Source organism: Solwaraspora sp. WMMA2101 (assembly GCF_049179175.1).
Taxonomy (GTDB): Bacteria; Actinomycetota; Actinomycetes; order Mycobacteriales; family Micromonosporaceae; genus Micromonospora_E.
This window is the reverse complement of record NZ_JBMHMA010000006.1, coordinates 608,338-627,394: the sequence shown is the minus strand read 5'-3', so window position 1 is coordinate 627,394 and position 19,057 is coordinate 608,338. Positions and strand designations below refer to the sequence as shown.

Annotated in this window: 21 protein-coding genes; 5 read left to right on the top strand and 16 right to left on the bottom strand. The window is 72.2% G+C overall.

The window, feature by feature from the left end; genetic code table 11:
- Positions 1-232: 232 nt before the first annotated feature.
- Complete coding sequence (locus tag ACN28F_RS03430; RefSeq protein WP_421356986.1) at positions 233-1,051, bottom strand: transglutaminase-like domain-containing protein; 819 nt, start codon at positions 1,049-1,051, stop codon at positions 233-235.
- 103 nt (positions 1,052-1,154) lie between these two features.
- Between ACN28F_RS03430 and ACN28F_RS03425 the strand changes: the two genes are divergently transcribed.
- Together ACN28F_RS03425 and ACN28F_RS03420 are read left to right on the top strand one after the other, a co-directional pair.
- On the top strand, positions 1,155-1,685 hold the full coding sequence (locus tag ACN28F_RS03425; protein WP_289206665.1) for a MarR family winged helix-turn-helix transcriptional regulator: 531 nt from the start codon (positions 1,155-1,157) through the stop codon (positions 1,683-1,685).
- Positions 1,685-2,674 carry a pirin family protein gene (locus tag ACN28F_RS03420; RefSeq protein WP_289206664.1) on the top strand — a complete coding sequence of 330 codons (990 nt, stop codon included), beginning with the start codon at positions 1,685-1,687 and terminating at the stop codon, positions 2,672-2,674. Before ACN28F_RS03425 ends, ACN28F_RS03420 begins: the two co-directional genes overlap by 1 nt.
- 15 nt (positions 2,675-2,689) lie before the next feature.
- On the opposite strand, the gene ACN28F_RS03415 is transcribed toward ACN28F_RS03420, so the two are convergent.
- The 5 genes from ACN28F_RS03415 to ACN28F_RS03395 all read right to left on the bottom strand — a co-directional run bounded on the left by ACN28F_RS03415 (position 2,690) and on the right by ACN28F_RS03395 (position 8,507).
- On the bottom strand, positions 2,690-2,824 hold the full coding sequence (locus ACN28F_RS03415) for a hypothetical protein (RefSeq protein ID WP_282227855.1): 135 nt from the start codon (positions 2,822-2,824) through the stop codon (positions 2,690-2,692).
- Positions 2,825-3,094: 270 nt separating this feature from the next.
- Positions 3,095-3,691 (bottom strand): general stress protein, encoded by a 597-nt coding sequence (locus tag ACN28F_RS03410; protein WP_289206663.1) that lies wholly within the window; start codon positions 3,689-3,691, stop codon positions 3,095-3,097.
- 182 nt (positions 3,692-3,873) lie between these two features.
- Entirely contained in the window at positions 3,874-5,274 is a 1,401-nt protein-coding gene (locus ACN28F_RS03405; RefSeq protein ID WP_421356985.1) for a glycoside hydrolase family 6 protein, read from the bottom strand.
- A 166-nt stretch (positions 5,275-5,440) separates the two neighbouring features.
- Entirely contained in the window at positions 5,441-6,223 is a 783-nt protein-coding gene (locus ACN28F_RS03400; protein ID WP_289206661.1) for a VOC family protein, read from the bottom strand.
- A 121-nt stretch (positions 6,224-6,344) separates the two neighbouring features.
- Complete coding sequence (locus ACN28F_RS03395; RefSeq protein ID WP_289206660.1) at positions 6,345-8,507, bottom strand: ATP-binding SpoIIE family protein phosphatase; 2,163 nt, start codon at positions 8,505-8,507, stop codon at positions 6,345-6,347.
- 141 nt (positions 8,508-8,648) lie between these two features.
- Between ACN28F_RS03395 and ACN28F_RS03390 the strand changes: the two genes are divergently transcribed.
- Complete coding sequence (locus ACN28F_RS03390; protein WP_289206659.1) at positions 8,649-9,554, top strand: mechanosensitive ion channel family protein; 906 nt, start codon at positions 8,649-8,651, stop codon at positions 9,552-9,554.
- Positions 9,555-9,674: 120 nt separating this feature from the next.
- Here the strand turns inward: ACN28F_RS03390 and ACN28F_RS03385 are convergent, their stop codons facing one another.
- The 6 genes from ACN28F_RS03385 to ACN28F_RS03360 form a co-directional block, all read right to left on the bottom strand.
- On the bottom strand, positions 9,675-10,043 hold the full coding sequence (locus tag ACN28F_RS03385; protein ID WP_289206658.1) for a DUF6401 family natural product biosynthesis protein: 369 nt from the start codon (positions 10,041-10,043) through the stop codon (positions 9,675-9,677).
- A 16-nt stretch (positions 10,044-10,059) separates the two neighbouring features.
- Positions 10,060-10,275, bottom strand: coding sequence for a hypothetical protein (locus tag ACN28F_RS03380; RefSeq protein WP_289206657.1), 216 nt, complete (start codon positions 10,273-10,275; stop codon positions 10,060-10,062).
- A 158-nt stretch (positions 10,276-10,433) separates the two neighbouring features.
- On the bottom strand, positions 10,434-10,676 hold the full coding sequence (locus tag ACN28F_RS03375) for a hypothetical protein (RefSeq protein ID WP_289206656.1): 243 nt from the start codon (positions 10,674-10,676) through the stop codon (positions 10,434-10,436).
- Between the two features lie 152 nt (positions 10,677-10,828).
- A complete protein-coding gene (locus ACN28F_RS03370; RefSeq protein WP_289206655.1) occupies positions 10,829-11,293 on the bottom strand; it encodes an SRPBCC family protein in 465 nt (154 codons plus the stop codon).
- 42 nt (positions 11,294-11,335) lie between these two features.
- Positions 11,336-11,746 carry a DUF2795 domain-containing protein gene (locus ACN28F_RS03365; protein WP_289206654.1) on the bottom strand — a complete coding sequence of 137 codons (411 nt, stop codon included), beginning with the start codon at positions 11,744-11,746 and terminating at the stop codon, positions 11,336-11,338.
- Positions 11,747-11,796: 50 nt separating this feature from the next.
- Positions 11,797-12,762, bottom strand: a complete 966-nt coding sequence (locus tag ACN28F_RS03360) for a YihY/virulence factor BrkB family protein (protein WP_289206653.1) — start codon at positions 12,760-12,762, stop codon at positions 11,797-11,799.
- 112 nt (positions 12,763-12,874) lie between these two features.
- On the opposite strand from ACN28F_RS03360, the gene ACN28F_RS03355 reads away from it, so the two are divergent.
- Positions 12,875-13,273: a ChaB family protein gene (locus ACN28F_RS03355; RefSeq protein ID WP_289206652.1), complete on the top strand. Its 399-nt coding sequence runs from the start codon at positions 12,875-12,877 to the stop codon at positions 13,271-13,273.
- Between the two features lie 55 nt (positions 13,274-13,328).
- Here ACN28F_RS03355 and ACN28F_RS03350 read toward each other — a convergent pair whose 3' ends face one another.
- Positions 13,329-14,771 (bottom strand): aldehyde dehydrogenase family protein, encoded by a 1,443-nt coding sequence (locus tag ACN28F_RS03350; protein WP_289206651.1) that lies wholly within the window; start codon positions 14,769-14,771, stop codon positions 13,329-13,331.
- Positions 14,772-14,840: 69 nt separating this feature from the next.
- Between ACN28F_RS03350 and ACN28F_RS03345 the strand changes: the two genes are divergently transcribed.
- The gene (locus ACN28F_RS03345; protein ID WP_421356984.1) at positions 14,841-16,445 is read left to right on the top strand and encodes a phytoene desaturase family protein; all 1,605 of its coding nucleotides are present in this window, start codon (positions 14,841-14,843) and stop codon (positions 16,443-16,445) included.
- A gap of 41 nt (positions 16,446-16,486) precedes the next feature.
- On the opposite strand, the gene ACN28F_RS03340 is transcribed toward ACN28F_RS03345, so the two are convergent.
- The 3 genes from ACN28F_RS03340 to ACN28F_RS03330 all read right to left on the bottom strand — a co-directional run bounded on the left by ACN28F_RS03340 (position 16,487) and on the right by ACN28F_RS03330 (position 18,952).
- Positions 16,487-16,975, bottom strand: coding sequence for a hypothetical protein (locus ACN28F_RS03340; protein ID WP_289206649.1), 489 nt, complete (start codon positions 16,973-16,975; stop codon positions 16,487-16,489).
- Positions 16,976-17,123: 148 nt separating this feature from the next.
- Complete coding sequence (locus ACN28F_RS03335) at positions 17,124-18,539, bottom strand: hypothetical protein (RefSeq protein WP_289206648.1); 1,416 nt, start codon at positions 18,537-18,539, stop codon at positions 17,124-17,126.
- Positions 18,539-18,952: a hypothetical protein gene (locus ACN28F_RS03330; protein ID WP_421356983.1), complete on the bottom strand. Its 414-nt coding sequence runs from the start codon at positions 18,950-18,952 to the stop codon at positions 18,539-18,541. The genes ACN28F_RS03335 and ACN28F_RS03330 overlap by 1 nt, the downstream gene beginning before the upstream one ends.
- Positions 18,953-19,057 lie beyond the last annotated feature (105 nt).

Genomic DNA, 19,057 nt, shown 5'->3' with positions numbered 1-19,057 from the left:
CGGGCGTCCAGTGAGTGTCGCGGTCATGGTGGTCCTCCCTGCACCTCGTCCGCAGATATGGAAGGTGGTGCGTTCAGCTGTACTCGCTAGGGTCTTTCGGCCTCTAACACTAGCCTGGTCGGTCAGCTGAAAGCTAGCCGAAAGTACGATGTATTTAACGCCCACTATTCCTCAAGTCGGACATTTTGCCGCCCGATCGCCTCACTTCTCCACCCGGGTACCCCCGGATCGGTCAATGAAGCGCCACCAACTTCTCGGGATCGTCGACGGGAAGTTCGCCCTCGGTCACCGCCAGTACCGACATGCCGGTCAGGTCCACCGCCCCGCCGACGGTGGTCGCGAACGCCACGTCCGCCGCGTCCCGGCCTGTCGCGATCCGCACCAGGCTGCTCCGGGGGGCCAGTCGCGTCGCGTCCCACACGTACCAGTGGTCGTCCACCGCGGCCTCGGTCACCAGGTGGAAGTCCATCGGTGACAGGCCGGGGGCGTAGACCGCCACCACCCGGGCGGGAATGTCCATGGCGCGGCAGAGGGTGACCGTGAGATGGGCGTAGTCCCGGCACACGCCGGCCCCGCTGAGCAGGGTCTGTGCCGCGTCCGTGCTCGGCCCACTGGCGCCTGCGGTGTAGGTGGTGTGATCGTGCACGTAGCTGCAGATGGCCCGCACGGTGTCGGCGTCGTCGCCGTGGCCGGCGAAGCGGGCCGCCGCGAACCCACCCAGCCGGTCCGACGGGCAGTAGCGGCTCGGCCGTAGCGACACCATGCGCTCCCACGCCGACACCGGGGCCGGTGCCGCCGGTGTCGGCCGGGTCACCGTCGCCTGGTACCGCACGGTGATCCGGCCGGGCGGTGCCGCCAGCAGGTGGTGGCGCCCGCCGGCGGCCCAACTGTCGGCCACCTCCTCGGGGACCGACTCGTCGGCTGCGGTCGTGGCGGTCAGTCGGGCATCGGGCCCCTGCCGGTACGCCGTCACCTGCAGCGCGATCGTCGTGGTCGTCGCCACCTCGTAGGTCAGCTCGCAGCCGACCGTCACCGCCGTCTCGTCACCCATGACTCGTTCATACCCATCCGCCACGCTGCCACCAACCGTGACGCGACGTGGGTCACCGTACGGGCATTAGTTGAAATTTGAAATAAGCGCTAGTCTGGGTGTCATGGACGACCAGCGCGACGCGCAGCGCCTCGCCGCCTGGCGGGCCTACATCGAGTCCAGCCAGCGGCTGCTCACCCTGCTCGGTGACGAGTTGCGCGAACACTGCGGGCTCAGCCTGGCCGACTACCACGTCCTGCTGCTGCTCTCCGAGGCCCCTGGGCGGCGCCTGCGGATGGGCGAACTGGCCAGCCGGCTGGTCTTCTCCCCGAGCCGGTTGACCTACCAGGTCGCCACCATGCAACGGCGGGGCCTGGTCGAGCGGCAGAGCTGCCCGCAGGACCGACGCGGCAGCCACGCGGTGCTCACCGCCGAGGGCCTGAACCAGCTACGGGTGGCCGCGCCCGTGCACCTCGCCGCCGTCCGCCGGGTCTTCCTCGACCACCTCGACGACGCCGACATCGCCCAGCTGGGTCAGGTGTTCGGCGCGCTCGATGCCCGCCTCGGCGGACCGTCGGCCGGCGCCAGCGGACCCGACTGCGGCGCCGAGGTGACATCCATCGTCAGCACCACACCAGCCCGAAAGAGGACCTGATGCCCGCGATCACCGTCGACGACGTACTCGTTCTGCCCCGCCTGCCGCAGTTCGATCCGGCGGCCGGGACGATCCGGCCGGTGCGCCGGGTCTCCACCGCACCGAGCGGTTTCGAGGGCGAAGGCTTCCCCGTCCGTCGGGCCTTCGCCGGGGTACCGATGACCGAGCTCGACCCGTTCCTGCACCTCGACCAGATGGGAGAGGTGGAGTACGCCCCCGGCGAACCCAAGGGGACCGCCTGGCACCCGCACCGCGGCTTCGAGACCGTCACGTACATCATCGACGGGATCTTCGACCACCAGGACTCACACGGCGGGGGCGGCACCATCACCGACGGGGACACCCAGTGGATGACCGCCGGTTCCGGGCTGCTGCACATCGAGGCACCGCCGGAGCACCTGGTCGTCAGCGGCGGGCTGTTCCACGGCCTGCAGCTGTGGGTGAACCTGCCCCGGGTGAAGAAGTTCGCACCGCCGCGCTACCAGGACATCCGGGGCCGTGAGGTCGGTCTGCTCACCACCGGCGACGGCGGCGCGCTCATCCGGGTGATCGCCGGCGACGTCGCCGGACACCGCGGCCCGGGTTCCACCCACACCCCGATCAGCATCGCCCACCTCACCGTACAGCCCGGTGCACAGGTCGACCTGCCGTGGCGGCCGGACTTCAACGCCCTGGTGTACGTGCTCGGCGGCCGGGGAACGGTCGGCACCGCGCCGCATTCGGTGCGCACCGGGCAGCTGGCGGTGCACGGGCCCGGGGACACGTTGCGGATCACCGCCGACGCCCGGCAGGACAGCCGGACGCCGCAGCTCGACGTGTACGTGATGGGCGGTGAACCGATCCGTGAGCCGATCGCCCAGTACGGGCCGTTCGTGATGAACACCCGGGCGGAGCTGGTCACCGCGTTCGAGGACTACCAGGCCGGCCGGCTCGGCGTCGTACCGGCGGCCCGGACACCACACAGCGGCGGCCAGCAGCCGCCGCTGTGACGCCGGGACCGGCCCTCACGACACGAGGAAGACCCCGAGGACGCCGAGTACCACCATTACCAGGACCGCCACCAGCAGGCCCTGTTCGCTGGCGACGGTGTCGCCGGTGTACGACTGCTGGGGATCCGGGGTGACGATCTCAGTGCTCATCGTGCCTCCTCAGCGTGCTGTCCTGGCCTGACAATGACGGTAGGCAGCCGGCCGCGTCCGTGAATCCCGAACCTGTGCCACCTACGGGTGTCGCCGCAGGCTCATGTACCCGCCCCGCTGCGGCGGACACCCGGATCGGCCGAGGATGTCGGTGAGTTCTGCCCGATGGACCGGCCCGGGCACCGGTACCGAGCCCAGCACGGACACAGCACGGACCGGGCGGCCACGCCGCCCGGTCCGTTGGTCGCTCGCATCGATCGACCGGTGCGCCTACCTCCCGGCGCGGCCGGCTCCGGCCCGGTCTGCCAGCGCCTGACGCGCCTGCTCGGCGAACTCGGCGTCCACCGTCACGCCGTACTGGCTGGCCTGGAGCAGACTGCGCGAGGAGAAGTCCCGGCGGCCGCCGGTCATCGCGTGCGCGACGGCGCCGAAGATGGCCCCCCAGACGGCACCGATGACCAGCGCGGTCACGATGATGCCGAGCCAGTTGACCACGGCGAAGATGCCGATGAGCAGACCGATGAACAGACCGAACCAGGCACCGGTACCCGCGCCGGCGGCGGCGGCCCGCCCGACGGTCAGCCGGCCGGTGACGTCCTCGACCAGTCGCAGGTTGGTGCCGATGATCGCGGTCCGTTCGACCGGGAACTTGCTGTCCGAGAGCTGGTCGACGGTCCGCTGAGCGGCGGCGTAGTCCGGATGGTTGGCGATCGTGACCGTGGACCGGTCCTGATCACCGGGCTGCGGTGCGGCACCTGGCGTGGTGGGGTAGGCGACGGGCCCGGCAGGCACGCCCGCCGGGAAGTTGGCCGTGTCCCCGAAGGTGCCGGGCGTCGAGGCGTCCGTACGGATCGTGGATCTGGTCATGGATGGCCTCCCTTCCCGCAGTTAGTGCCCCGGGAAGGGGACGGATAACCTACCGGCCGCGACGGACGTGGCACGATTTCGGCCCCTCCCCGTCGACGGGGAGGGGCCGAAACGTAGGTCCGGAATCGGCCGGACCTCGGTCCGCCCGCGCCAGGGGCGGTAGGCACGGGACGGACCCGGCGCTACCCGCTACAGGCGGCGCCGTTGAGGGTGAAGCTGGACAGCGGCGGCAGGGTGCTGCCGCTGTAGGTGCCCTGGAAACCGATGCTGACGGTGGATCCGGACGCCAGCGAGCCGTTCCAGGCGGCGTTGCGGACGGTGATCTGGCTGCCGGACTGGCTCCAGGTGCCGTTCCAGCCGTTGCTCAGGCTGACGTTGGAACCGGCGGTGAAGGCCAGCGTCCAGTTGCTGAGCGAGGTGCCCTGGTTGGTGATCCGGATCTCCCGGGTGAAGCCGCCACCCCACTGGTTGGTGGTGTAGCTGACGGCACATCCACCCGCCGGCGGTGCGGTGGTGGGTGGTGCCGTGGTCGGTGGTGCCGTGGTCGGCGGTGCGGTGGTGGGTGGTGCCGTGGTCGGCGGCGCGGTCGTGGGCGGCGGCGCGGTGGTCGGGCCGGCGGCGATGGCCAGGTCGTACGCCCGCTGCGGCACGAACTGCCCGGCAGCGGCGATGCAGCCGTCCGCCTCACCCGGCAGCTTCACCCAGAGGAAGGCGTCGATCTTGCTGTCGCCGGTGTTGGTGGTGCTGGCGGTGCCGATCGCGCGGCCGGCCGGGTCGCACCACTCGGAGCCGAGCGGGCCGTTGCCGTTGCGGCTGGTGTCGATCACCGCGGTGAGGTGGTTGGCGCCGGTGGCGTTGATGACCGCCTTGACGTAGTTGACCGCCTCGCTGGTGCTGCGGTAGTTCGACACGTTGCTGGAGATGCCGTGGGCGCTGTTGGCCACGTCGGCGCCGGTCAGCATGCTGGCCATCGCCGAGGGCGAGTGCCACGCCGAGTGCCCGGCGTCGAAGTAGACCCGGGCCTGCGACGAACCGGCCTTGAGCGCCTTGCCGGCGTACGCCATCGACGCCCGGACCTCGGCCTGTTCGCCCGCGCTCATGCAGGTGCCCATCAGGGCGAGTACGTCGGGCTCCAGCACGATGTACGCGGGGCGGTTGCCGAGGCCGGCGGCGACCTGGTCGACCCACTGCCGGTACGCGGTGTGGTTGGGGGCACCCCCGCTGCTGTGGTTGCTGCAGTCGCGGTTCGGGATGTTGTAGACCACCATGATCGGGATCTTGCCGGCGGCCGCGGCGGCACCGACGTAGGAGCTGACCTGGTTGCGGACCTCGTTGGGGTTGTACTGGGTGAACCAGCGGCCCTGGGGGACCGAGGCGATCCGATCGCGGATCACGTTCGCCCGGTAGTCACCGGGGTTCGCCGCCACCCAGCGGGCGGCGGAAGTGTCCGGGTCGACGTAGAAGACGGAATCGGCGGCCTGGGCGGCCGTGGGCTGCAGCAGCCCGACACCGACCGCGGTGGCGACCGAGAACGCCAGGACGGCGGCGGCGCCAACTGCGGTGAGCGCAGATCTCCTGCGCATGGGCACTCCCTCCGGGTAGGGACGATATATTGAAAGCACTAACTGGAAGCGCTCCCATGGATATCGACTACCGTACGGGCGTGTTGCCGATATGTGAAGAGCCCGTGACGTAGATGTCCAGAAACTTCTATATGATGATATATCGATGGTGGGCCGGCTGCCGTGGTCAGTCCAACGGCGTACGGAACTGCGGAAGCAGGGCGATGACCCCGAACGCCGCACCCGCCGGGTCCGTCAACTGCGCGTACGTGCCCGCACCGGCGACGTACGGGCCGAACGTCACCTGACCGCCGAGGGCCTCGCACCGCGTGACCGCCGACGCGCAGTCGTCCACCTCGAACGTGGTTCGCCAGTGGGCCGGCACCTGGGGCGGGTACGACACGGTCATGTCGATCAACCCGGCCACCTCGCGGGTGGTGCCCACCCACCACTCCTGGTAACTGGCGGAATCGCTGTAGCTGCTCGCGCGGGCCGTCCAGCCGAAGAGGCTCCCGTAGAAGCTGCCGGCTCCGCTGACGTCGCGGGTGGCGAGCTCGTTCCAGCAGGCCGCGCCGGGTTCGCCGCTGACCTGTGCGCCGGGGAAGGGGTCGCGCTGCCACAGTCCGAACACCGCGCCCTGCGGGTCGGCGACCAGTGCGGCGGCACCCCGCTGGGCGTACCGGGTCGCCGGCGTGAGCGTCGCCGCGCCGGCCTGCGTCGCGGCGACGACCGTCGCGTCGAGGTCGTCGGTGGCGAGGTAGGTCACCCAGGCCGACGGCGCCGCAGCGGGCGCGGCGACGAGGCCGGCGGCGGCCAGGTCCCGCAGGTGGAAGTCGACCGAGCCCGAGGCGGGATGGTCGGCGGGCTTCCAGCCGAACAGCTCGCGGTAGAACTCGATCGAACCCTCGGGGTCGCTGGTGCGTAGCTCGGACCAGCAAGGGGTGCCCGCAGGGTAACCTCTGATTCGCACCGTGTGTTCCTCTTCGCGTCGTTTATCCCGTTTGGCGTGACCAGTTACTCTACGCCGAGGAAACGCCGGACGCGGGTCGGCTGAACGGCCGAATTGATGTCACGTTCGGTGAAGATCAGGGTTACGTGTCGACCGGAAGCATGATCTCGAACCAGACCGTCGAACCACGAACCGACGGGTCAGTGCCCCAGGTGTCGCTCAACTGCTCGATGAGTCCGAGCCCCCGCCCGCGACTGCTCAGCGTGTCCGTCCGGGCCCGGCTGACCGTACCCCGGGTGCCACTGTCCGCGACCGACACCAACAGTCGCTCCTGGCTCAGGTCGATCTCCACCCGCGCCTCGGTCCCGGCGTGCAGCAGCGCGTTCGTGGTCAACTCGCTGGCGCACAGCACCGCCGGGCCGATGACCGACTCCGGCACCCGCCACTGTGCCAACTGGTCGGCCAGCCAGTGCCGGACCCGGCTCGGCGCGATCGGCTCGGCCGGCACCAACAGCCCTGCCGACCGACTCGGTGCCGCGGCGTGCTCCACCGCGAGCACCGCCACGTCGTCGTCGGTGGTTCCGGCCACCGCTCCACTCGCCACCGCGCACAGGTTGCGCGGATCGCTGGTGCCGGTCGCGGCGATCGCCGCCGCCAGCGCCGACATGCCGGCACCCAGATCGTGACCCCGGCGCTCCACCACCCCGTCGCTGAACATCAGCAGGGTGTCTCCCGGACGCAGCACCACGTCCACCGGCTCGCGCGGCCCGGCCAGCCCGAGCGGTACGCCGGGCGGCACCTCGGCGAACTCGGCCCGTGCCGCCGGGGTGCCGGGACGGCGGATCAGCGGCGCCGGATGACCAGCGCTGGCCAGCGTCAACCGCCCGGCCGACGGATCGAGTACGCCGTACAGCACGGTGACGAAGAGCTCCTCGTTGCGGCTCTCCGCGCCCAGGCTGTGCACCAGCCGGTCCAGTCCCGTCAACACGGCGGCCGGCGCCGGATCGGTCAACGCCAGCCCGCGCAGCGCCGCCCGGACCTGGCCCATCAACGCCGCCGCCCGTACGTCGTGCCCGGCCACGTCGCCGAGCACGACGGCCAGCCCGCCGTCGGGCAGCAGGAACGCGTCGTAGAAGTCGCCGCCGGCCGAGTTGCCGTCCACGCCCGGGTCGTAGCGGGCGGCGAGCCGGAAGCGGGGCAGATCCGGCAACTGTTCCGGCAACATGCTGCGTTGCAGCAGTTGCGCTGTACCGTGCTGGGTCTCGAACCGGCGCGCCCGCTCCGCCGCCTGGGTGACCAGTTCGGCGACCGCCGCCAGCAGCGCCCGCTCGGCCGGCGGCCACTGGTGCGGCTCCCGGTAGCCGAATGTGATCCCGCCGCGCAGCGAACCCGCCCGCAACGGCAGCGCCGCGAGCGCCGCCACCCGCTCGTCGTGGCGGTCGATGGCGTACCGGGCCAGTGGCCGACCGTCGCTGGTGAAGCGGGGGACACCGGTGGTGCCGACGGCCGCCAGCGGCGTCGCGGCGTCGCGTGGCAACCGCCGCCAGACCGGCGGCAGCCGTTCGTCGGCCTCGTCGAGCAGCTCACCACGGACCCGACGGACCACCCGCCACCCGCCGCCGTCGTCGATGCCGATCGCCACCTGGTCGATGTCGAACGAGGCGAGACCGTAGCGCAGGGCGACCCGGGCCACGTCGTCGAGGGTGAGGGTGCCGGCCAGCGCCGCCGTCAGCTCACTCAGGCTCTGCAGCCGGTGGGTGATCGCGCCGGTCTCGGTGGCGACCGAGAGCATCCCGATGATCGTCCCGTGGCTGTCGCGCACCGCCGAGTAACCCCGGGTGTACGCGGTCGTGCCGCCGGCACCGTCGATGTCCGCGACGAACGGCGCCACGGTCTCCGACTCGAGGAACGGCTCCCCGGTGCGGTAGACCCGTTCGACCACGTCACCGACCCCCGGCTGGTGCCACGAATCGGCGAAGACCTCGGCGGCGGGCTGGCCGAACGCGTGCGGGTGCTTGTCGCCGAGCAGGTCGGCGTACGCGTCGTTGTAGATCATCAGGAAGTCGTCGCCGTACACCAGCGCCATCGGCACGGGGGAGGCCAGCAGCAGATCGACGGTGGCCCGTACCGCCGGGTCCCAGCCGTCGACGGGCCCCAGCGCCGTCTGCGCCCAGTCGTGTCGTTGCACCAGGTTCGGGCCGTCCGGCGGCGGGGCCACCGGCGCCGACGCTCCGGCGGCGACGGCGGAACGGGCAGCAGGTACGCCGGTGGGGGTGTCGCGGGTACGCCCGGTGCTGCCTGCCATGGGGGGCAGCCTATCCGGGCGGTGACCGGTGGGGGGCGTGGACCGCCGCAGGGTGGGTATGCGGGCCGGCGGTAGGCGATGCAGCGCGTCCGAACGACAGCGAGGCGACGCATCGACAGACGAGGCGGAAGGGAGGACCGGATGTCCTCAACGTACGCGTCGGCGCAGGTCGATATTGGGAATGCGCTGACTGACATGTGGCGGTCCGTGATACTTTTCGTGCCCCGGGCCATCGCGTTCATCGCGATTCTCGTGGTCGGATGGTTGATCGCGCGGGCCGTCCTGAAGGGTGTCGACAAGGCGCTCGAACGCGTCGGGTTCGACAAGGCCGTGGAACGTGGCGGTATCGGTCGGGCGCTGGAACGCACCCGGTACGACGCCAGCGACATCCTGGCCAGACTGGCGTACTACGCGGTGCTGCTGTTCACCCTGCAGTTTGCTTTCGGCGTCTGGGGACCGAACCCGATCAGCGACCTGATCAGCGCCGTCGTGGCGTGGCTGCCCCGGGCGTTCGTCGCCATCGTGATCGTGGTCGTCGCGGCGGCCATCGCGACGGCGGTACGTGACCTGGTGTCCGGCGCACTCGGCGGGCTCTCCTACGGGCGGGTGCTGGCGACCGCAGCGTCGGTGTTCATCATCGCGCTCGGTGTCATCGCGGCGCTCAACCAGGTCGGGATCGCCACCACCGTCACCACACCGGTGCTGATCGCGGTCCTGGCCACCATCGCCGGCATCCTGATCGTCGGCGTCGGTGGCGGTCTGGTCCGTCCCATGCAGCAACGGTGGGAGGACTGGCTGACCAAGGTGGCCCACGAGTCCCAGGCGATCCGGGACAGCCACCAGGCGTACCAGGCGGGGCGGGAGGACGTGGGTCAGCGGATGAACGAGCCGACCCAGGTGATCCCGCAGGGCCAGCAGGCACCGGCGATGTCCGGTGGCCGGGAGGCGGCCAGCGGTCGGGGCATGACCGGCCCCGGCGCCGGTCAACCAGGTGGGATGACCAACCCGCCCGGCGGGACGACCCGGCCGGGCGGCAGCACCGGCTGACCGCGTCGCCCGCCGATGATTTTCCGGGGGCTTGTCACGGGACGGGCGTCGCCCCGCCGGTGACAGGCCCCCGACCGGGCGTCGGTATCCGTCGCCCGGTCGGGGTCGGCAACAGCTGGGTCAGCGGTGGCAGCTGGCGGCGAGCTGGCAGACGGCCACCAGCCGCAGCGTCACCCAGTCGGCGCGGCTCCAGTCCGTCGTTGGTCCGACCGGCGGGTGCCAGCCGGACTCGACGGCGGCGTCGCGCACGCCCTGCGCGTACCGGGCCAGGGTCACCGGGTGCAGTGGCCGCAGGTCCGCCCAGAGCCGGTCCCGCACCCCCGCCCCGTGCTGGTCCAGCTCGGCCAGCAGGCCGGGGGAGCCGGCGGCGGCGCGCAGACCGTGATCGCCGAGTGCGGCGTGCAGATCCTGCAGCGTGCTGCGTGCCGAGCGCCGGGCCGCCGGCGCGGCACGCAGGCTCGGGACGGGGCTGCCGTACGGTGTCGTCACAGCTGGCGGCGGTCTGCTACTCGGCCCGGCGGTCGGCCGTGGCGGGGCGGCGTCGTGCCGCGTCGTCGGCGATGATCACCGTGGCCACCATCAGCGCCACGCAGACGCTGAACAGCCAGGAGTCATCGGGGAGCAGATAGGCCGAGACCGGAGCCTGCAGCGCGGCCAGCACGAAACCGAGCCAGGCCCAGCGCCGTTGACGCGTGGTGAGGAAGCCAGGGGCGGGACGCATCCAGAAAGTCTTGCGCGGCGGAGCCGGACCGCCGTCAGCCGATCGGTCGAGGATCAGTGGCCGATCCGCCCCATGTCGGAGCTAGCGGACAATCCGGCCGGGCGAGTGGGCTGCCCGGGCAGGCAGCGTCGCACCGGGCAGCGGGAGCCCGTCCCGGGTCAGTTCGGTCCGGTCCGGCCGGTGGTCGACGGTCGGTACGCCCGGTCGGGGTCGGTGGCGTGCCGCTGCGTACCGCCCTCGGCGGCCTCCGGGCCGTGCCCGAACTCCTCCTCGGCCCCGGCGTCGCTGCCGGTCACGTCGTCGACCTCCCCGTCGGCCGCCGGCGCGGCCACCGCGCGTTCCAGGTCGCGCAGGGGCAGCCGCTGTTCGTCACGCCAGACACCGTCCACTGGATCAGTCATGTCCGCCGGGTTACCCGCAACCCGGGCCGGCAAACGCCCCGAGGCGCGCCGGCCGGGCACGCACGACGGCGCGGACCCGGTCCGGGTCCGCGCCGTCGTGCACAGGTCGATCGCCGGGCTGCCCAGCTGTGGGTCGGGGCTCCGGCCGGACGTCACGGTTGGGGCCGGGGCACCTCGCCGCGCCAGGCTCCGGTCTCGACGCCCTGACGGTTCTCGATGAACTCCTTGAAGCGCTTCAGATCGCCCTTGACCCGGCGGTCGACGATGCCGAGCTTGTCGCCGGCCTGCTCGGCCAGCCCTTCCGGGTCGAACTCCATCTGCGCGGTCACCCTGGTGTGGTGGTCGTCGAGCCGGTGGAAGGTGATCACACCTGCCTGCTTGACCCCGCCGGTGGCGGTCCAGGCGACCCGCTCGTCAGGGATCTGCTCGGTGATCTTCGCGTCGAACTCGCGGGTCACCCCGGCGATCTCGGTGGTCCAGTGGGTCATCGTGTCCGACACCTGGGTGACCTGGTCGACACCCTCCATGAAGTGCGGGAACTCCTCGAACTGGGTCCACTGGTTGTACACGGTGCGCACCGGCACCGCGACATCGACGTACTCCGTCACTGCACCCATCTGATGTTCCTCCTCAGTTCCGCCGGGCCGCGGGCGGCGCGGTCACCAGCGGGTCGATTCGTTGGCGTGGCCGAGCGCGGCCCACACCTCGGACACCGTCTGGAACGTGCGGCCCGCCGGCAGCTGGTCGATTTCGTCGAGTACGTCGGCGGGCGCCTCGTTACCCTCGGCGCTGCGCCGCAGGGCGCTCCGGTCGCCGGGCAGCGCCGAAAGGTTGATGTAGCGGCCGAGTCGGCTGCGCTGCTCCACGTCCTCGCTGGACATGCCCTGCGGGGTGCCGGACCGGTTGTCGCCGGCCGGCACGGTGGTCGGCTCCGGCTGGTCCTCACCCGGGGGCTCCGCTTCGTGCCACTCCTGCGCCCGGCCGCCGGCGGTGCCCTGCGTGGTCCCCCGGATGTCGTGCGCCATGCTGTCGTCCACCCGGGGGCTGTGCTTGCTGTTGCCGCGTTCCATAGCTGTTCGACTACCCGGCAGTGCCGGCCTCAAACACCGGCGTGGGTCGGTCAGTCGGCCGGGGTCCGCGGTGGCAGTACCGGATCGGCCGGATCAGGGTTGCCGGCCTGGACGGCCCGGCCGCGCTGCACCCCCGCGTTGATCTCGACCCCGAGCATCACGGCCAGGTTGGCCAGGTAGAGCCAGACCAGGAACGCGATCACCGCGCCGAGGCTGCCGTAGGTGACGTCGTACGAGCCGAAGTACGCCACGTAGGTGCCGAAGCCGGCCGAGGCGACCGCCCACAGCAGCAGCGTCACCGCACCGCCGACCGCCAGCCACCGGAATTTCGGCTGTCGGACGTTGGGGGCCACCCAGAACAGCAGGGTCAGCAGCCCGACCATGATGGCGACCAGCACCGGCCATTTGACCAGGTTCCACGCGGTTCGCGGGGCCTGACCCAGGCCGAGCAGGTCACCGACGGCGTCGGCGACCGGCCCACTGACGATCAGCATCGTGGCGACCAGCGCGACCAGCACCAGCCCGGCGGCGGTCAGCCCGAGCTGCTGCGGCTGCAACCGGTAGAACGGCCGACCCTCGGACACGCCGTAGATCGCGTTGGCCGCCCGGGTGAACGCCCGGACGTAGCCCGATGCCGACCACAGGGCCGCCAGCAGGCCGAAACTGAGCAGCACCCCGGCCGAACTCTGCTGGTTCACCACCTCGTCGACGACGGTGACGAACCCTTCGTTGCCGACCACGGCACCGGCACCGACATCGTCGGCCAGGTCGACCACGGTGCCCACGGTCCGCTCGCCGTCGGAGACCAGCCCGACCAGCGCGACGACGACGATCAGGGACGGAAACAGCGCGAGCACCCCGTAGTAGGTCAGTGCGGCGGCCCAGTCCAGACAGTTGTCGGCCATGAACTTGCGACCGCTGCCGACGAGGACCGTCCGCCAGGTGGCGGGGGTCAGCTCGCGGAGCCGCACCGGGCGTCGGGGGTCGGTCTCGACGGTGTCGGCGGTGGATTTCATACCCTGCCTCGTTACCCTCGGTGTCCACCGGCAAACCGGTGGTCCGGGTTTGCCGGATCCCGGGGCGGGCACAGTGTCAGGTGACCCGACCCCGAGAGTCGAGGAGGCGATCATGCCAGCTCGTGAGGAACTTCCCAGCACGCTGCGCCGTTCGTCGCGCAAGGCGCAGGACACCTGGTCCAAGACACACGACGCGGCGGTCGAGACCTACGGCGAAGGGGAGCGGTCGCACCGCACCGCCTTCGCGTCGCTCAAGCACTCCTTCGAGAAGGTCGGCGACCACTGGGAGCCCAAGGAGAAGAAGGGCCCCAGCGACGAGCAGGCCGCCCGGGGCTACCAGGACCGGCCGGCGGCGGGTGCCGGTGGTGTCGACGCCCGGGCGTCCAAGGACCACCTGATGGAGGTGGCCCGCCGGCTCGACGTCAAGGGCCGCTCGTCGATGACCAAGGACCAGCTGGTCACCGCGATCGGCAAGGCGAACCGCCGCGAGACGGCCCGGGCCCGCGAGTAGTCGCGGTCCGTCGGCCGGCACCGGTGCGTCGGCGGCCCGTCCGGGCGTACGGAGCTCACCAGCGCCCGTCCGGGCCGTCGGGGCCGGTCAGGTGCAGCACCTTCATCACGGTCATCTCGTCCAGCAGCTCCGGCCCGTAGCCGAACCCTTCGCCGCTGCCGCGTCGGGGATGCGCGGCCCCACCGGGCGCGCCGCCGAAGACCGAGTTGACCTTCACGGTGCCGACCGGCAGTTCCCGCCAGGCCCGCTGCGCGTGGCTCATCGACCGGGTGAGCACGGTCGCCGACAGACCGTACGCCGAACACGCCGCCCGGGACAGGGCCTCGTCGAACGAACCCACGGTCATCACCGGCGCCACCGGACCGAACGTCTCCTCCCGCATGACAGCCATGTCGTCTGTGCAGCCGGTCAGCACCGTCGGCGGGTAGTAGGCGCCGGGCCCCTCCGGCAGGTGGCCCCCGCAGCGGGCCGTCGCCCCGGCCGCGAGAGCCGCCGACACCTGCGCGTGCACCTGGTCGCGGTGCCGGCGGTCGACCAGCGGGCCCAGTTCGGTGTACGGGTCGCGGGCCGGTCCGAGCCGCATTCCGGCGCAGTGTTCGGCCAGCGCCGCCACGAACGGCTCCGCCACCGCGCTGTGCACGTAGATCCGTTCGACGCTGACACACACCTGGCCCGAGTTTGCCAGCGCGCCGAGCGCCGCCTGTTGCGCCGCCCACCGGGGGTCGACGCCCTCGTCGACGATCAACGCGTCGTTGCCACCGTTCTCCCGCAGAACCTTCGCCCCGGTACGGGCACCGGCCTGGGCGATCTCCCGGCCGCTCGCGGTGGAACCGACGTGGGCGACCAGGTCCACCCCGTCCGAGCCGGCGATCCGGGCACCGACCGTGCCGTCCCCGGTGAGCAGCGCGAAGACCCCGTCCGGCAGCTCGTCGGCGACCAACCGGCCGAGCAGGGCGCCGGTCGCGGGGCAGCGCTCGCTCGGCTTGTGCACCACCGTGTTGCCGGTGACCAGCGCGGCGCCGAGCAGCCCGCAGGCGACCGCGATCGGGTCGTTCCACGGGGTCAGCACCGCCACCACACCGCGCGGTACGTACGCCATCAGGTCCATCGCTGCCGGGTCGCCGGCCAGCGCCCGCCCCCGGTGCACCGGGCCCAACTCGGCGTACTGGCGCAGGGTCGCCACCCCGGCCGCGATGCCGGCCCGGGCCCCGGCCAGCGGCTTGCCCATCTCCGCGCTCTGCGCCTCGGCGACCCGGTCGGCGGCACCGGCGAGGGCGTCGGCGACGCGGTGCAGCGCTTCCGCCCGCTGCGCCGCGGGAGTGGCGGCCCACGTCGGTGCCGCCTCCCGCGCCGACTTGACCGCCGTCTGCACGTCCGCGGCGGTGGCGATCGGGCTGCGGCTGACCGGTCCGCCCTCGGACGGATCCTCGACCACCAGCTCCGCGCCGTCGCCGAACCGTCCCCAGATGCCGTCGATGAACTGCTCCACGTCGTACATCCCGGGACGGTTCCCGTTGTCCGCGTCGGCAAACGTTTGGCCCCCACCAGCCGGGGTAGCCAGGCGACGATGACAAGCTCGGGTGTGCAGACAGCGGACGCGGTCGTCATCGGCGCCGGACACAACGGACTGGTCGCCGCCAACCTGCTCGCCGACGCCGGCTGGGACGTGCTGGTGCTGGAGGCGACCGACGCCGCCGGCGGGGCCGTCCGGTCCGCGCAGGTCACCGCGCCTGGCTACCTCAGCGACCTGTACAGCTCGTTCTACCCGCTCGGGTTCGCCTCCCCGGTGCTGCGCGAGCTGCGGTTGGCCGAGTTCGGGCTGCGGTGGCGGCATGCCCCTGACGTCTTCGCCCACCTGCTGCCCGACGACCGGGCGGCGGTGGTCAACCTCGACGCACGGCGTACCGCCGAGTCGCTGGAGGCGTTCGCCGCCGGCGACGGCGAACGCTGGCTGTCGGCGTACGCGCAGTGGCGGTCGCTGTCGGCGCCGCTGATCGACGCGCTGTTCACCCCGTTCCCGCCGGTGCGGGGCGGTGCGGCGATGCTGCGGCGGCTGCGGGTCGCCGGGGCGGTGCGGCTCGCTCGGCAACTGCTGCTGCCGGTACGCCACCTCGGTCGGGAACTGTTCGACGGTGCGGGCGGGCCGGCGCTGCTCGCCGGCTGTGCCCTGCACACCGACCTGTCGCCGGACGACGTCGCCTCCGGGGTGTACGGCTGGCTGCTGGCCATGCTCGGCCAGGAGGTCGGTTGGCCGGTGCCGGTGGGCGGGGCGCAACGTATCACCGACGCGCTGGTCGCCCGGCTGGGCGCGCGCGGCGGTCGGGTGGTCACCGGTGCGGCCGCCGATCGGGTGCTGATCGCCCGTAGCCGGGCAGTCGGGGTGCACACGGTCGACGGCCGGCGCTGGCGTGCCCGGCGGGCGGTGCTGGCCGACGTACCGGCTCCGGCGTTCTTTCTCGACCTGGTGGGTGCCGCGTGGTTGCCGCCCCGCCTGGTGGACGACCTGAGCCGGTTCCGCTGGGACGGGGCGACGGTGAAGGTGGACTGGGCGCTGTCGGGTCCGTTGCCGTGGCGCAACCCGGCGGTCGCCGGGGCCGGCACGGTCCACCTCGGCGCCGATCTCGACGGCCTGACGAAGTACGCCGCCGCGCTCGCCTGCGACGAGGTGCCAGCGGATCCGTTCCTGCTGCTCGGCCAGCTGACGACGGCGGATCCGACCCGGTCGCCGACGGGCACCGAATCGTTGTGGGCCTACACGCATCTGCCGCACCGACCACAGTGGCGACCCGAGGAGGTCCTCGACCACGTCGCCCGGATGGAAGCGCTGCTGGAACGCCACGCACCCGGGTTCGGTGCGCTGGTGCGGGCCCGACACGTGGCCGGCCCGGCCGACCTGCAGCAGGCCAATCCGAGCCTGGTCGGGGGAGCGGTCGGTGGCGGCACCTCGGCGGCGTACCAGCAGTTGTTCTTCCGGCCGGTGCCCGGCCTGGGCCGGGCGGACACGCCGGTGGACCGGCTCTTTCTCGCCTCGGCGTCGGCGCATCCGGGCGGTGGGGTGCACGGCGCGCCGGGGGCGAACGCCGCCCGGGCGGCGCTGGCCCGCGACCGCGCGCTGACCGGCGGCCTGTACGGCGCGCTCGTCTCGACCGCCCAGCGGGCGGTGTACCGCTGATGTCTGTGCCGGGTGGCTGACGGCTGTGCTTCCGGGTGGCGTCAGTCGATGACCATGCGGGGCCGGCGGTGGGCGGGTGGCCGGGGTGCCGGGACCGGGTCGGCCGGGGGCACGGCGGCCGGCGGCGGCACCGTCGGCACCGGGACCGGCCACAGCCCCCAACCCGTGGTGTCCTGCTCAGCGGCGGCGTTCTGCCTGATCGACAGGTGGACATGGCCGGTGTGCGGGTTGCTTCCACTGTAGATTCGGCGGGACCAGTCGGTACTGCGGTTGGCGATCTGCCGTTCGAAAATCCAGTACTGGGCGGCCGGATGGGCCTCGAACGCGGCGAGCAGTGTGGCCACGTCGACGCCGTCGCGGTCGACGTCGATCGCGTTCACGGTGCCCCGGATGTTCGGATTGTGGTCCGAGGTCCGGCTCGCGTGCGACGCGTCGCCGATCCAACCGTCGGACCTGCGGTCCCGGTCCGGCCAGCGGGCGTCGATCTCGATACGGAGCACCTGCAGCGACGGTGCCAGGTAGTAGGACATCGCACCCCCTGTTGTCGTCGGCCCGCGCAGTGGTGTTTGTGTGCGCGATATGTTACCTAGAGTAACCGACGTCTCGGTGTGTCGCCGGATCGGCGAACCCGGCCGGCGATGTCGGATCGAGGCGCGCGACGACGGCCCGCCCCGTGGCCTACGAGCCCGGCGGACGCGGCCAGGACTCCTCAGCCGGGGCGGCCGCCGGCTCCGGCCGGCTAGCCGCGGTGCCGGGTTGCGGTGGCCGGGGCGCCAGAGCGGCATCATCAGCGTCCGGTGGCAGGGGGGCCGCCACGACTGCTGGAGCGGCCGGGGTGTCAGCGTGCGGAGACGGCGGCACCGGCGCCGCCGAGGGCTCGGCCCGTGCGTCGGTCCACAGCGCTCCGCCGGGCAGCAACGAACGGAAGTCGAAGGCGCACTTGCCGCAGGTACGCAACGCGGTCTCCGCCCGACGGTCGCCACAGCGCCGGCAGAAGGTGACCACGGACTCCTCAGCGGACAACCCCTGGCACCGTGGGCAGGCGAACGCCGGCCCCTTGCTCTGCGCGAGCCGACCGGCCAGGACGAACGGGCTGATCACGGCACTGACGGTGGTCGCCAGGTCCCGGGTGCGCCGGTTGCGCTCCTGAAGACGCTCCAGCTCGGGGTTCACGATCTTCTCGAGTCTGCAGGTGGTGCAGACCTGCAGGGTCCGCACCGGGAGCAGCTCCCGGAGCTGGGCCTGCTGGTGCAGGAAGACCACCACCGGTACGTCAGCGGTGTCGACGGTGAATCGGAACGACCCACCGTCACCGGCGGTGGCCGCCGTCGCCGCGACGTACTCCTCCACCCGGTACACCAGGGACTGGATCTGAGCCACCAGATGGGGCGGCATCTGGCCGGGCCGGCTGGTGATCAGCGTACCGACGGTGAGCATGCCGTCGGCGAGTTGCGGGGGGACCTCGGCGACCTTCCCCGGCGCCAGGAAGGTGAACGTTCCGGCACCGGTCCGGCTCACCGGCGTACCGGATCTCGGGCCCGACCCGTCGAGCAGCCGGCTGGTGTGCCGCGACAGCGCCGAGCCGGCCTGTGCTGCCCAACCGGCCGCGTTCTGCATCACCGCGACGTCACCGGGGCCGACGCGGCGCCACCGGGGTGGAAATCCGCTGGCGGCCGCCGGATCGAGCCGGGCCAGCACGCCGTCGACGGCGGCCAGCACCTCGGCGAACACGTCCTGGTAGGCGGCGGTGGCCCCCCAGTTGCGGCCCACCTTGGCCGGCCAGCGGTCGACGATCCGCACGGTCACCCCGCAGCCGCCGTCGTCGGTCGACTCCAGCCCGATCGAGACCCCGACCGGGATCTTCGCCGGCTGCAGCGTGACCGCCCCGAGTGCCGAGCCCCGGGCACCCTCGATGACGGTCAGCTGCTCGGTGGTCAGCGTGAATCCCCGCTCCCGGACCGCCGCCAGCACGTGCTGACGCACAGCGGTCAACGGTACGGCGACGCTGCGCCGCGCTCCGGCTGCGAGTCGACCTGCGGTCCCGGCTGCGGCTTCGGCGCCCCCCGGTACCTCGGCGACGTCGATCCAGCTCATCAGCTGTCGAGTCCCGCGTCGGCGTCGAAGGTAGCGGCAGTGCTGTCGTACAGGCTCACCTCCTCCGCCGCCGCGTCGATGTTGTAGTCCGCCGCCGCCGCGTAGTCGCCGGCCTTGGCGGCCTCGTCGGCGGCCAGCGTGTACCCGCGTTCGGCGGCGGCCAGGGACGCCTCCGCCGAGGCGTCGAATCCGGCCGCCACGCTGTCGGCCGCGTCCTGCACGTACGCATCGGCGGACCGGGCCCAGTCGCCGCTGTTGCCGCCGTGCCAGTCCGCCCAGTCCTCGTCTGCGGCCGCCTTGTCCAGATGCGTCTGGACGGACGCGACGACCTGCTCCGGCATCGCCACCGGCTCGGCGGTCGCGGCGGCGGAGTCGTCAGCCAGGTAGCCGCCCCAGTCCGAATCAGTTGTCACCGTTGGCCTCCGCTGTCAGCGGTCGCGACAGCAGGGCCGCGCCATGATCGTCATCTCCGCCGATCATGCCGCTGCTGGTCGGGCCGGCTCCATCCTCCGTCCGTG